General features: G+C 61.8%; 11 protein-coding genes and 1 pseudogene. 7 read left to right on the top strand and 5 right to left on the bottom strand.

All coding sequences use genetic code 11. From position 1 onward, the window contains the following. Nucleotides 1-622: 622 nt before the first annotated feature. Nucleotides 623-2,911, top strand: a complete 2,289-nt coding sequence (locus B0G76_RS17405) for a hybrid sensor histidine kinase/response regulator (protein WP_120293696.1) — start codon at nt 623-625, stop codon at nt 2,909-2,911. A gap of 268 nt (nt 2,912-3,179) precedes the next feature. Further along, nucleotides 3,180-4,214 (top strand): hypothetical protein, encoded by a 1,035-nt coding sequence (locus B0G76_RS17400; RefSeq protein ID WP_120293695.1) that lies wholly within the window; start codon nt 3,180-3,182, stop codon nt 4,212-4,214. 83 nt (nt 4,215-4,297) lie between these two features. On the opposite strand, the gene B0G76_RS17395 is transcribed toward B0G76_RS17400, so the two are convergent. Together B0G76_RS17395 and B0G76_RS43840 are read right to left on the bottom strand one after the other, a co-directional pair. Continuing rightward, nucleotides 4,298-4,852 carry an NADPH-dependent FMN reductase gene (locus tag B0G76_RS17395; protein WP_120296471.1) on the bottom strand — a complete coding sequence of 185 codons (555 nt, stop codon included), beginning with the start codon at nt 4,850-4,852 and terminating at the stop codon, nt 4,298-4,300. Nucleotides 4,853-5,328: 476 nt separating this feature from the next. Next, nucleotides 5,329-5,460, bottom strand: coding sequence for a hypothetical protein (locus tag B0G76_RS43840; RefSeq protein WP_256390494.1), 132 nt, complete (start codon nt 5,458-5,460; stop codon nt 5,329-5,331). Between the two features lie 450 nt (nt 5,461-5,910). On the opposite strand from B0G76_RS43840, the gene B0G76_RS17390 reads away from it, so the two are divergent. Together B0G76_RS17390 and B0G76_RS17385 are read left to right on the top strand one after the other, a co-directional pair. Then, nucleotides 5,911-6,519: an RNA polymerase factor sigma-70 gene (locus tag B0G76_RS17390; RefSeq protein ID WP_120296470.1), complete on the top strand. Its 609-nt coding sequence runs from the start codon at nt 5,911-5,913 to the stop codon at nt 6,517-6,519. After that, entirely contained in the window at nt 6,506-6,709 is a 204-nt protein-coding gene (locus B0G76_RS17385; RefSeq protein ID WP_120293694.1) for a zf-HC2 domain-containing protein, read from the top strand. The genes B0G76_RS17390 and B0G76_RS17385 overlap by 14 nt, the downstream gene beginning before the upstream one ends. An 80-nt stretch (nt 6,710-6,789) precedes the next feature. Here B0G76_RS17385 and B0G76_RS17380 read toward each other — a convergent pair whose 3' ends face one another. Together B0G76_RS17380 and B0G76_RS17375 are read right to left on the bottom strand one after the other, a co-directional pair. After that, complete coding sequence (locus tag B0G76_RS17380; RefSeq protein WP_120293693.1) at nt 6,790-7,080, bottom strand: DUF1272 domain-containing protein; 291 nt, start codon at nt 7,078-7,080, stop codon at nt 6,790-6,792. Nucleotides 7,081-7,220: 140 nt separating this feature from the next. Next, nucleotides 7,221-8,597, bottom strand: a complete 1,377-nt coding sequence (locus B0G76_RS17375) for a gluconate:H+ symporter (protein WP_120296469.1) — start codon at nt 8,595-8,597, stop codon at nt 7,221-7,223. A 250-nt stretch (nt 8,598-8,847) separates the two neighbouring features. On the opposite strand from B0G76_RS17375, the pseudogene B0G76_RS17370 reads away from it, so the two are divergent. Continuing rightward, nucleotides 8,848-9,832 (top strand): annotated as a pseudogene (locus B0G76_RS17370) (sulfonate ABC transporter substrate-binding protein). A gap of 27 nt (nt 9,833-9,859) precedes the next feature. On the opposite strand, the gene arsC reads toward B0G76_RS17370, so the two are convergent. Next, nucleotides 9,860-10,219, bottom strand: coding sequence for an arsenate reductase (glutaredoxin) (arsC, locus tag B0G76_RS17365; RefSeq protein WP_120293692.1), 360 nt, complete (start codon nt 10,217-10,219; stop codon nt 9,860-9,862). 1,215 nt (nt 10,220-11,434) lie between these two features. Here arsC and parA point away from each other — a divergent pair. Beyond that, complete coding sequence (gene parA / locus B0G76_RS17355) at nt 11,435-12,097, top strand: ParA family partition ATPase (protein ID WP_028195981.1); 663 nt, start codon at nt 11,435-11,437, stop codon at nt 12,095-12,097. Between the two features lie 24 nt (nt 12,098-12,121). Continuing rightward, nucleotides 12,122-13,165: a ParB/RepB/Spo0J family partition protein gene (locus B0G76_RS17350; protein WP_120293691.1), complete on the top strand. Its 1,044-nt coding sequence runs from the start codon at nt 12,122-12,124 to the stop codon at nt 13,163-13,165. Nucleotides 13,166-13,208 lie beyond the last annotated feature (43 nt).

Genomic DNA, 13,208 nt, shown 5'->3' with positions numbered 1-13,208 from the left:
TCTTTAACGCGCGGTCTGTCGACTGGCGGTAAAGCGGGCTGAAGCTTGCGAGAATGCAGCTTGCAAACGAGCGGGGGGAGCGCGCAGCGAGGCGTTTTTGACGGAAGCCGTGGGCGCGCATGGATGCGTGCGAGCACGGTGGACGACGGCTATGACCGGCATGTTCGAAGCCTACCCCGTAGATGAATCCGCGCGGCTTCACGGATCGGGCTGGTCCCCTTGCCGCGCGCCAGTTCCCGCGAGCGCCTCAGCTCACGCGTTGTGCGCGTTGTCTGGCGGCCCTCGCGGCAGATGCATCCGGACATGGCGGATACATTATTTGTGATGGCATCGATTTTCGAAGCAAAACGGCGGAAAGGCAACACGCCAATTTCGCATTGGTTAAAGAGATTTTCCCATTAAGCACCAATTTTTAAAATAATTTGGTAGATTCGGAAGGCTTTCTTTTGCATTTATACTTTTGTGTACGTTTGCGCTTCTCGATTCGTCACTGATTTAAACGCCAGACAAATCGCGGGCCGACCCTTGTCACAGTAACCAGTGCCGCCGCTGCATGTCTATGCTTTTCGTGTGAGGCCGACTCCAGGCCCTTTCGTCCCGAACGACCTTAGCGTTATCGACCATGACACCAGACCGGTTCGACCCACCCGAAGCGAGCCGCCGTCCCGCTAACCGCCGGGACGAGGCGCGTTTCCCGGCCGTGCCGGAACAGAATTTCCACGTCCGGCGCATCACGCTGATCGCGCTGCTGGTCGCGGCTATCGTGCTGCCGTGCGTGTACGTCGCGGCAATGGCCTTCAACGATCTGCGCGGGCGCATGGCCGACGCGACCGACGTGACGCTGCGCACCGTGCGCGTGGCGGAAGAACATGCGCTGAAAGTGTTCGATATGAACGAGACGCTGGACGCGCGCATCGTCGATCTGACACAAGGTCTGGACGACAACGGCATTCGCGCCAAAGAAGGCGAGATTCACGAGAAGCTGCGCACCATGGGCGGCGGCTACCCCCAGGTGGCGGCCGTCTCGATTTTCGGCCGCGACGGTGATCTGCTCGCCACCAGCCGCTTCTATCCCTCGCCGGTGTTATCGATTGCCGATCGCGACGATTTCATCGGCATTCGCGGCGGCAAGAGCCTCGACCATGTCTCAAAGGTGATGGCGGGACACGTGGTGGGCGAGCAGGTATTCAACACCGGCGTGGAGCGCCTCGCCGCCGACGGCTCGTTTGCCGGGGTCGTCTCGGTCGCGCTGCGGCCCAGCTATTTCGACGCGTTCTACCGGGAGCTGCTCGGCGGCAGCGACGGCACGCCGATGATCATGAGCCTGTTGCGCGCCGACGGCGCGATCCTTGCCCACTATCCGCGCCGCCCGCGCGAACCCGTGGCGACGGCGCCGGCTTCGCCGCTGGCCGAAGCGCTGGCGCAAGGGCGACGAGCCGGCGTCGTGCGAATGCATTCCGACATCGACGGCGACAATGTGATCCTCGCATTCCGGCGCGTCGGCGCCTATCCGGTGTACGCGTCGTGCGCTTATCGCACCTCGGCGATCTGGGCCGCGTGGTACCGGCATCTGAGCGTGCTGACCCTGTCGATGTTCACGCCGTCCATCGTACTGTGGTGCGTGATCTGGTTGTCGCTGCGCCGCCTTGGCGCCGAGGAGGAAGCGTGGGAGCGCTGGCAGGCCGAAGCCTCGATGCGCCGCTCGATCGAATCTGCGTATCGCCAGTCGCGCAAGATGGAGGCGCTCGGCAATCTGGTCGGCAGCGTGGCGCACGATTTCAACAACCTGCTCATGATCGTCTCAGCCAACGTGCAGATCGCCCGGCGGCGCGGCACGCCGGGACTCGAGCGCGAGTTGTCGGCCATGGAACGGGCGCTCAAGGGCGGCCAGTCGCTTACCCGGCAATTGCTTGGGGTCGCGCGCAAGCAGCCGTTGCGCAATGAGACGCTGGCGCTCGAGCGCTGGTTGCCGGCATGCCGCGAATTGCTGCGCGCATCGCTCGGCGCGAAGATTTCGCTGGTGATGGACATTGGCGTCGATATCTGGCCCATGCGTGTCGACGTCGCCGAGCTCGAACTGGCGCTGATCAACGTCGCCGTGAACGCGCGCGACGCCATGCCCAACGGCGGCCGCTTCACCGTTCGCGCCGCCAATATCAACTTCCGCCATCAGGACGGTTTTCCGCTGACGGGCGACTTCGTGCAACTGTCGCTTGAAGACACCGGCGGCGGCATGCCGCCTGAAGTGCTCGCACGCGCCTTCGAACCGCTGTTCACCACGAAGCCGAAGGGCATGGGCACGGGCCTCGGGCTGCCGCAGGTTTTCGCCTTTTGCGAGCGCTCCGGCGGGCTTGCCGCCATCGACAGCGCGATCGGCGCGGGCACCTCGGTGCGTCTCTATCTGCCGCGCGCCACGGCCGCGCCCGAGGCCGAATTGCCGGCAGAGCCGAGCGTCGCGGAAAGCGGCGCGCCGCACGGCTTGCGCATTCTGCTCGTCGAGGACAACGACGAAGTCGCCGCCGGCACGGAAGCGCTGCTGCAGATGATGGGCCACCAGGTTACGTGCGTGTTCAATGCCGACACCGCGCTGTGCCTGTTCGACGACGCCCACGCAAGGCATGCGCGCACTGGCGAGCCGCTGCCGTTCGATCTGGTGCTGTCGGACATCCATATGCCCGGCACGATGAACGGCATCGACCTGGCCGAAGCCGTGATGGCTTTCGACACCAGGATGCCGGTCATTCTGGTCACCGGCTACGCGGAGGAACTCGATCGCGCGCGGCATGTGAATGTGCGGGTGCTGTCCAAACCCTTCGATATCGCGTTGCTGGAAACACTCCTTCAGGCAATCCAGCGCGATCTCGCGCAAACGGGCGCCGATCCGGCCGCGGAGACGCATCCGGCGGGGTAAAAACCGTGCCTTGTCAGCGTTGCCGCTTTCGCCGCATTCACCTCTTATTACCGGCGGTTGTAAAAAGCGCAGCAACGATATGTCACGGTTCCAGCGTGCCCCAGACGGCCCTGGCCGCCCAAAGCCGCCCAACCGGCCTGGGCAGGCAACAGCAGGCGTGGGGGCGCATCGCGCCGATCCCGGCATGATCGTTGCGGTGTTTTTTCAGGGAAGGTGGCTGGCGCGTTCTTGCGCCATCCGTTCCAGCTAGATACGCCGGGGGACAGCCATGCGACACACTGTGATTGGTTTATTCGACACCTATTCTCAAGCGGAAGCCGCGCGCGACACGCTTGTGCAGACCGGGTTTGCGCGCGAAACGATTGAGTTGCAGGCGAATCCGGAACCCTCCGTCGGCTCCGCAACCGAAGAGGTTGCCGGTTCCGGCGTGCTCGCCAATATCGAGCGCTTTCTTTCGAGCCTGTTTGCGACCGGTCCGCGCGCGTCGGAGACGGCCCGCTATACCGAGGCCGTGCGCCGGGGCGCCGTGCTGGTCTGCGTGAGCGCGGCAAGCGAATCGCATGCGGATCTCGCTCGCATTACCTTGAAGAGGCTGGGCGCGACCGACATCGGCGAGCGACTGCCCGATTGGGACACGCCGTCGGCATCGAGCCGCGAACATTCGATACTCGACGAACTCGGCATCGGCGCAATGACGCCCGGCACGCCGCATACATCGCGCGTGGCGACGCCCGGCGTAGCGACGCCCGGCGGGGCAACGCCGGGTTCAGCCACGCGGCCTGCAACCTCGGCAGATTCGCTCTATCCGCCGCCGCTCATGGGCACCGACGCCGAGCCGTTTGTCCCGCCGTCGCCAGGTGAGCGGCCGGTGCGCGATCCGGTCAACGAGCCCATCACCGATCCGCTGGTCGGCGATGCGGAACGTACCGCGATCGCTGCCGGTTCTATGCCGGGCTCGGGCGCGATCCTGCAGCCGCAAGAGATCACTCCGGAGACCGGTCAGCCGGGCGCGGGTTCAGGCGGCCAGATGCCGAACGAGTATCTGGAATACGAAGAGGATTTCCGCACGCACTACGACGAACAATACGCGGCGGAGAACGCACGCTATGAAGACTACGTGCCGGCCTATCGCTATGGCGCGGAGATCGGGCAGGACGCACGTTATCGCGACAAGCATTGGGACGATGTCGAACCGGAAGCCCGGCGTCACTGGGAAACCACCTCGCCGGACAGCACGTGGGAGCGCTTCAAGCTCGCCGTGCGTCATGGCTGGGAAAGGGTGACGGGGCATCACCACGTCTAGGCGGACGCGGTGACCGCGTCGGCGTGCCGCGAGGTCGCGGCACGCCGGCGTGTCCTGGTGCGGACGGGTAAGCGAATTGGCCGTCAGGCGACGGTGTGACGTTTGACCCACGCAACGTAGCGGTCGACGAAACTCTGCAAGAACTTGCGGGTGCCGTCGTTCACGATTTCGCCCTTCTCATTGATGGTCGCCGGGTCGTGCTTGATGAACACTTCAGGCTGGCCGAGTGTGGCGACATCGAGGTACCCCAGCACATTGCGCAGATGCTGTTGCGCCAGCGCCGTGCCGGTCGCGCCGAGCGACGTGCCGATCACCGCGCCAGGCTTGTTGCCCCACGAATTGGTACCCCACGGCCGCGAGCCCCAGTCGAGCGCGTTCTTCAGAACGCCCGGCATGGAGCGGTTGTACTCGGGCGTGACGAACAGCAGAGCGTCGGCGGCTTCGACACGCTTCTTCAGGTGTTTGGCGACGTCGGGATAATCCGCGTCGTAATCCTGGGAGTAAAGCGGCAACGAGCCAATATCGATGAATTCGAACGTGAAGTCCGCGGGCGCGAGTGAAATCACGGCTTGCGCCAACTGGCGGTTGAACGACTCGCGGCGCAGGCTGCCGACAACGACTGCGATGTGATAGGCCATGTTCGCTTCCTTGAGGTGAGGCGCTTGACGCGCAAAAGGGTACGAACTGTCCATCATAGGCAAAAGCCGTAAGGGATGGCGGCGGCGGGTACAAAAACGCCCACTTCGGGCCGCGCGGGCTTCCGTCGTGGAAGTTGCTACCGGTGGATAACCCGGTAGCACCAAAAGTTATCCACAGAATCACTGAATAACCTTGTGGATAACTGGTACTTTTGCCTTGTCAATCAAGCATGCTTTCGGCCTAGGGCGTTTTTAGGCACAAGCGTGTTTTTTGCTGTCATTCCGGGACGGCGAAATTGCCGTCCACACGCTGCCAGCCCTCAGTCCCGGCAAACAGTCGGGCATCATCGGCATTTTCAAAAGCGCGTCAAACGTGTTGGATTAAATGCAAAAAGGCGTCTTTATCGACGCCCTTTTTTGATTTCGAGAACCCGTCTCGTCAGCAGACCCGCGCTGGACCTGTGTCCTGCAGACAATCAGTTACCGAAGAACACGTTGCAGTACGATGCCGGGCCGTTGCATTGGGCCGGCGCAGCCGCTTCAGCTGCGCCCGAAGCAGCAGCAAACAGGGCGACGGAAGCGATCAGGGCCGTGAGAATGCGTTTCATGGTGCGACTCCTCTTCAGCGTTTGGTTTGCGATCTGGTGCGATCGATGGACTGAAGAGTAACGATTCAGTGTCCGCCTAAAAATAGCGAAGACAGGAAGACATTTTTTCAAATAATGAAAGAATCAGGATGGGTATTTAGGGCGGGTTTGAGACATGCCTGACAGCATGCCTTTGCCTGGGCGCTGCGAGTGATGATTCGCCGCCGCAACGTTGATTTCATTTTTCGCAATAATGTTTTTTCCTGTCATAAAGCCCGTTGCGGCACGACTAAAGTCATCAGGTCATCGCTTGTTGGCGGGCACATGTTCAATACCGATTCGCTTGCGCAGGAAGGTGCGGCAGAATGGCGCACATTTCCGGGAACTGCGCGAGGAGACTCACCCGCCTATGAACCACCACGATTCAGAAGAAAGCGTGCGGCAACCGCGAGCGCGGCGACGGAGCATGCCATGGCGCAAGTAAGCGGGCCGGCGCTCGACGATCCCGTCTATCTGACGCAACTGCGGCGCGACCTGTTGCGCTTCGCCCGGTTGCAACTCCGCGATGCCGCTGCCGCCGAAGACGCCGTCCAGGAGGCTCTCGCCGCCGCCTGGACGCAAGCCGACCGGTTTGCCGCGCAATCGGAACACAAGACGTGGGTGTTCGGCATCCTGCGGCACAAGCTTGTCGACACCTTGCGCGCCCGGCAGCGCACGGTGAACCTGTCGGCGCTCGAATCCGAAATCGACGGCGAGACGCTGCTCGATCGCGAACTCTTCAAAGATAACGGCCACTGGTCGCGCGAGACCAAGCCGCAACCGTGGCCGACGCCTGAGACCGCGTTGCGTCAGCAGCAATTCTGGACCTTGTTCGAGATGTGTCTGGAACACCTGCCCGAGCACATCGGGCGAGTGTTCATGATGCGCGAGTTCCTCGATCTCGAAACCGAAGCGATCTGCGCCGAACTGCAGATGACCGCCAATCACTGCAGCGTGCTGATTTACCGCGCGCGGCTGCGCCTGCGCACTTGCCTGAGCGAAAAGGGACTATCCAGAGAGGATGCGAATGGGGAAGTGTAAGCACATCACGCGCCTGTTGTCCGACGCGCTCGACCGCCGTTTGACGACTAGTGAATGGGTCGCGATCCGGCTGCATCTGCCGACGTGCAGCGGCTGCCGCAATTACCGCAAACAGATTCGCCTGCTGCGTTTGGCTGCGCGCACGGTGAGCGGGATTGCGACGCCGGGGACGGGTGGAAGCGAGGATTGAAGGCGGGGCGTCTGGCGGAGGGCGTGTAGGCTGCGGCGAACGGCGGCGAATTGAACGCCGCCATTCTGCGAGTGGCTTGTTTAGCGATCGCCAGGCGGCGTGTTGCGGTAGCGCTCGAAGAATCCGGCATGCGACGCTTCATCGATGGAGACGGGATGCGCTTCGGCGCGAGCCGGATGCCTGGCCAACTGCGCGCGCGTGCGGATCGGCCGATGCTGGAAATTGCCGCCGCAATTCGGACACACGTTGCGCAGCGTGCTGAGCGCACACACTTCGCAGAAAGTGCATTCGTACGTGCAGATCATCGCGTCGGGCGCGTTCGGCGGCAGTGATTTGCCGCATCCTTCGCAGGACGGTCTCAGTTCAAGCATGATGGGTGGCTCCACGTTGGCAGGAGCGAGGTGCGGGACTGCACCTCGTCTATGGCAAAGCAGTGTAAGCATCTAATGCCGTACGGAATTGACACCCAGGCGTCAATTCCTGCCACCGTTCGCGATTCCCGTTACCGGGCTCAGGTCAACACGGTCCACAACACGAACGTCAATACCAGGCCGACGACGGATACGATCGTCTGCAGCACCGACCAGACCATCACCGTCTGCTTCAATTGCAGCCCGAAGTATTCGCGCACCATCCAGAAGCCGGCGTCGTTCACGTGGCAGAAAAACACGGAACCGGCGCCGATCGCGAGCGCCATCAGCGAATTGTGCGTCGTGCTGAGACCCGCGACGACCGGCGCGACAATGCCCGCGGTCGTGGTGGTCGCCACCGTCGCGGAACCGGTGGCCTGCCGCAGCGCGACGGCGATCAGCCATGCCAGCAGAATCAGCGGCATGTGCGCGCCGACGGCGATCTTGCCGATCGTTGTGCTGATGCCGGCCACCACGAGCGCCTGCTTGAGGCCACCGCCTGCGCCGATGGTCAGCAGCAGCGCGGCGATCGGCGGCAAGCTCTTGCGCAGAATGCCGCCGACGCGGTCGCGCGCCATGCCACGCGACCAGCCCAGCGCGACCACCGCGAATAGCACGGTGAGGCCGAGTGCGACTAACGGCTCACCCAGAAAATTGAGTGCGTTGAACAGGAAAGTCTCGGGTTGAAGCAGAAGTTTGGCAACCGTGCGGCCCAGCATCAGCACGACGGGCAACAGGATCGTGATCAGCGAGATCGCGAAGCTCGGCGGCTCGCCAGTGGTTTGATGCGCGGTGAAGAGCTTGCCCATTTCTTCCGGCTCGACCACGTGCATCCGTTTCGACAGCCAGATGCCATAGACCGGACCCGCGAGAATAACCGCCGGAATCGCGACGATCAGGCCAAGGCCGAGCGTCAGGCCGAGATCGGCATGCAGCGCGCTCACCGCAATCAGCGGACCCGGATGCGGCGGCAGCAGTGCGTGCAACGTGGTCATACCGGCAAGCGCGGGAATCGCAATCCGCAGGATCGGCTGCTGCGAGCGGCGCGCCATGACGAAGATGATCGGCACCATCATCACCAGACCCACTTCAAAGAAGAGCGGCAAGCCCACAATGATCGCCACCAGCGCCATCATCCACGGCAGCGTGCGCGGCGTGGAATGTTTGAGGATGGTCGAGACGAGCCGGTCGGCAGCCCCTGATTCCGCCATCAGCGCACCGAGCATCGCCCCAAGCGCAATGATGATGCCGACGTCCCCGAGCAACGCACCGGCGCCTTTGCTGAATGCGCTGGCCACCGCTTCCAGCGGCAGGCCGGTGGAAAAGCCGGCCGCGAACGTGCCGACCAGAATCGACAGAAACGGCGCGAGCTTCAGCGCGCTGATAAACACGATGATCAGTGCGAGCCCGAGCACGCACGACAAGATCAGTTGAGTGTCGTGGGATGACCACGGCGCGAGTGTTGTCGTTGGATGCACGATGTCCCTTTGTTCCATTAACCCAACCGCGACTGCGCGCGGATGACGGATTGTAGCGGGGTGCGGCGGCTTGACGCAGCCGGGCACGCAGATAAGAACCGCCGGTGCGTGCCGCGCGTGTGCCGTGCCTGCCCCGTGCCAGTCAGCGTGATTTGCTTATGCGAATTTATCGGTTCGTCCAGGCTTGCAGACGAATTATCGTCGACGCCAATCGGTCCGTTTTGCGGCCGTCTTTTGAACGAGCACTTTTATGTCCCGTCATCCGCTGCTCAACCGTCGCGCGTTTATCGCCGGCGTGGGCGCCTCGCTGGCCGCCGCGGCCTTGCCCCTTGTGTCCCCGTCTGTCTTCGCCGCGGACGCCCATGCAAAGGAATTTCGTATCGGTTATCAGAAGGCGGCCAACACCCTCGTCTTGCTGAAGGCGCACGGCACGCTGGAAAAGCGGCTCGCGCCGCTTGGCGTGACGGTTAAGTGGACCGAGTTTCCCGCCGGACCGCAGCTGCTCGAAGGGTTGAATGTCGGCGCGATCGACTTCGGTTATGTCGGCGAGGCGCCGCCCGTGTTCGCGCAGGCGGCTGGCGCGAACTTCGTCTACGCCGCTTATGAGATTCCGACGCCGCATGCCGAAGGCATCCTCGTGCATCGGGATGCACCGATCAAAACGCTGGCCGATCTGAAGGGCAAAAAGATCGCGCTCAACAAAGGTTCGGATGTTCACTGGTTTCTGGTCGCCGCCTTACAGAAGAGCGGCGTGAACTACAGCGATATCCAACCTGTTTTTTCTGGCGCCCGCCGACGCGCGCGCAGCCTTCGAACGCGGTGCGATCGACGCATGGGCGATCTGGGACCCGTTCCTCGAGGCGGCAAAACGCCAGTCGAATGCCCGCTTGCTCGTCGACGCCGAAGGTATCGTGAGTCACCATCAGTTCTTCCTGAGCGCGCGGCCGTTTGCGCAGCAAAACGGCGACGTGCTCGCGATCGTGATGGACGAGGTAGGTAAAGAGGGGGCGTGGGTACGCGGCCACTACAGTGAGGCAGCCGCACAGCTCGCGCCGATCCAGGGGCTCAACGCAGGCGTGATCGAAGCGGGTTTGCGGCACTACGCGCATATCTACAAACCCGTCGATGCAAACGTATTAGAAGAACAACAACGTATTGCCGACACGTTCAGCGAACTGCGCATTATTCCGACGAAGATCGTCACGAAGGACGCTGCATTGCCTGCCAAGGCCTAGGTCACGCAGATGGTGGTGGTTCGACGCCTACTTGAATAGCGCTTCGACATTTTCCGGCGGACGGCCAATCACGGCACGCCCGTTTCGCACGACGATCGGTCGTTGCAAAAGGACGGGGTGTTTTGCTAATGCTTCGTATAACTGAGCGTCGCTCAGCGTGACGTCGGAGAGATCGAGTGCTTTGTACTCGGCTTCTGTGTCGCGGATCATCTCTCGAACTGTGCAGCCTAGTTGTGCGTTGAGTGGCTTTAACTGCGCGACCGTGAGCGCCTGCTTCAGGTATTCGACAATTTCCGTTGGTTCGTTTGCGCTGTTGTAGGTGCCGGCAATCAGGTCGCACGTCGCTCGCGATTTTGAACAGTGCGGGTTGTGGTAGATGGTAATCATGGCTATTGGGTAGGCGGTGGTTGTGTTGGGCTGCAGGGAGCTTTTTGCGGGGATTTTAGCGGGTGGAGGATCGGGTGGGGTCCTTCGCCGAGGTGGGCGATCAGGTTTCGTTGGGTTGCCGAAGGGGCTCTTTGTCTGTTGGTGATGGCGTCGTTCGGTTTATGCGCATAAAGCGCATGTGGGATGTTGTCGTCGCGTGACTTGGGATGGCACGCGTCACTCTGTTGGACGCTTCGGCTCATAGTGTGGAGCTTGCCTGCTACAAGCGTGAGCGCGGTGCTTTGCGCCAGTCCCAGTCCCAGTCCAGTCCCAGTCCCAGTCCCAGTCCCAGTCCCAGTCCCAGTCCCAGTCCCAGTCCCAGTCCCAGTCCCAGTCCCAGTCCCAGTCCCAGTCCCAGTCCCAGTCCCAGTCCCAGTCCCAGTCCCAGTCCCAGTCCCAGTCCCAGTCCCAGTCCCAGTCCCAGTCCCAGTCCCAGTCCCAGTCCCAGTCCCAGTCCCAGTCCCAGTCCCAGTCCCAGTCCCAGTCCCAGTCCCAGTCCCAGTCCCAGTCCCAGTCCCAGTCCCAGTCCCAGTCCCAGTCCCAGTCCCAGTCCCAATCCCAGTCCCAGTCCCAGTCCTAGGCGTTCGGCGTTCGGCGTTCGGCGTTCGGCGTTCGGGTGCCGTGCCGTGCCGTGCCGTGCCGTGCCGTGCCGTGCCGTGCCGTGCCGACAGCATCATGCGTCGATCCGCGTAGTCAGACACCACGACGGCGACGACTCGATGCGCGACTGCGGCCCGAAGGGTTTATGCGCATAAAGTTGTCTGCGGGAAATGGCTCGCCTGGGCTCACTCATGGCCAGCAAATGCCTCTCGCCGCCAAAAGACCGTCCATCCGAAAAGCGATGCTGTTGAGCATCGCCAGACCGAGCGGGACCGCGTCGAATCCGAAATGGTCGATGCTCCGCTATCCAAGCAGTGCCGCCTCTTATCGCGCTGTATCGCGCCGCCGCCTCATCCCTTTCGCGTCCCACAGCGTCGGATATCTCACAGACACCACCAACGCGTCACCGCTGATCGCAATTCACGGCCGCCACGCTATCGCTCACCATGCCCCAATCCTCTTTATGCGCATAAACCTATCCCGAACGGCTAATTCTTCCCGCGTTTACACAAAAACGATTGAAATGCGAATTCATCCAGGTAAAATCCATCTGCGTCTAAAAAGAGGAGGTGAAGATTGGCAGCAGAAATCATCGCGGTAACTCAGCAGAAGGGTGGGGTCGGGAAGAGCACAATCGCGATGCACCTCGGCGCTGCGTTCCATGAGAAAGGCAAGCGCGTCCTCGTCGTAGACGCAGATGGTCAAAACACACTGATCCATTGGGCCAGCGCATCATCAGACGGCGAAACCGGCATCCCCTTTCCGGTCGTCAACCTCTCCGAAGCCGGCAGCCAGATCCATCGCGAGATCAAGAAGTTCGTGGCGGACTACGACATCATCGTCGTCGACTGCCCCCCCTCCATCACCGAGAAAGTTTCGGGCGTTGTATTACTCGCGGCCAGCGTCGCGATCATGCCGACGTCGTCGTCACCCGCTGACTATTGGTCGAGCGTCGGATTGGTGAAGCTCGTCCAGCAAGCCCAGGTCATGAACGAGGACCTGCGCGCAGTCTTTCTGTTGAATAAGACCGAAGAGAAACGGATGCTCACGCGCGAACTGAAGCGCGCGTTGGAAGAGCTCGGTTTCCCACTGCTTAAGACCCAAATCCCGACGCGCGAAGCCTATAAGCAGGCAATGGCGTTGGGGCAGACAGTGCTTCAGATGAACGATCGCGGCGCCAAGCTCGCCGCCATCGAAGTACGGGCGTGCGCCAACGAGATCGCAGCCTTGCTCCCCTGAATTTATGCGCATAAAGGACCCTGAATGAAACCCTCCCAATTTGCCAAAGGCTTTCAAGCACGTCCTGATACGACCAGCAGCGAAAAGCGAACCGCCCTCGACCGCCTGAATGCGATCGACGGCATGGTCAAGACCGGCGAGGTGCCGAGCCGCATCATCCAGCCAGTCATATCGCAAGACGTCGCGGAAGCCGAAGCTGCCGATATCGCCAATGAGTCGACGGCCTACCGCGCGTGGCGGATCGAACACGCTTACCGTCCGGGCCAGGTCATCGAACTCGCGCTCAAAACGATCAAGCCGAGCCCGTTCAATCCGCGCCATTTCTATCTGAAGTCGTCGATTGCCGAACTCGCCGTTAATCTGGCGAAGCAGGGACAGCAGCAGGCGATCCACGTCATTCCCGACTACGACAATCCCGGCACCTACTTCGTCAGCGACGGCGGCCGGCGTGTACGGGCGCTCAAAGAAGCGAACAAGGAATCGGTGAAGGCGATCGTTATCGATCTGCCAATCGGCATCCAGAGCTACAAGCTCGGCTACGACCTGAACGTCCAGCGCGATTCGCAGACGGTGTTCGACAACGCGGTCGTCTGGAAACGCTTTCTCGACGATCGGCATTTCCAGAGCCAGAAGGAGCTCGCCGAGCACCTTGGGTTGGACGAGTCGACCGTCGCGGTCGCCCTGTCGATCGCCAAGCTGCCCGAGACGGTGATGCATGAGATGGTCGCCAGACCTGACCGCTTTGGTTCGAACATGGCGTATCAGGTGGGACGGTATCACACTGCCCGCGGCGCCGACGCCACGCTGCGTCTGATCAACAAAATCCTCTCGGACGACCTGAGCACGCGACAAGTCGCGGACATCGTGAAGGGCAGGGCAAGCGCGCAGGAGAGTACCAAGCCGGCGGGTCGGCAACGCTATGCGCAGCGTCTGGAAATCAAGCTCGGCGGTGTCGCGGTCGGCGATCTGAAGTCGTATGGGGACGATCGGATCGAACTACGTCTGAAGGGTCTCACGCGCGAAAAGCGTGACGACATTCTTCGTCAGATTGAAAAGATGCTGAAGTAAAGGAGGGGAAAGTCCCAGCAGGAAAAGAAACGGCGGCGCACTC

The sequence above is a fragment of the Paraburkholderia sp. BL23I1N1 genome (genome assembly GCF_003610295.1).
GTDB lineage: Bacteria > Pseudomonadota > Gammaproteobacteria > Burkholderiales > Burkholderiaceae > Paraburkholderia.
This window is presented reverse-complemented; position numbering and strand designations above follow the sequence as displayed.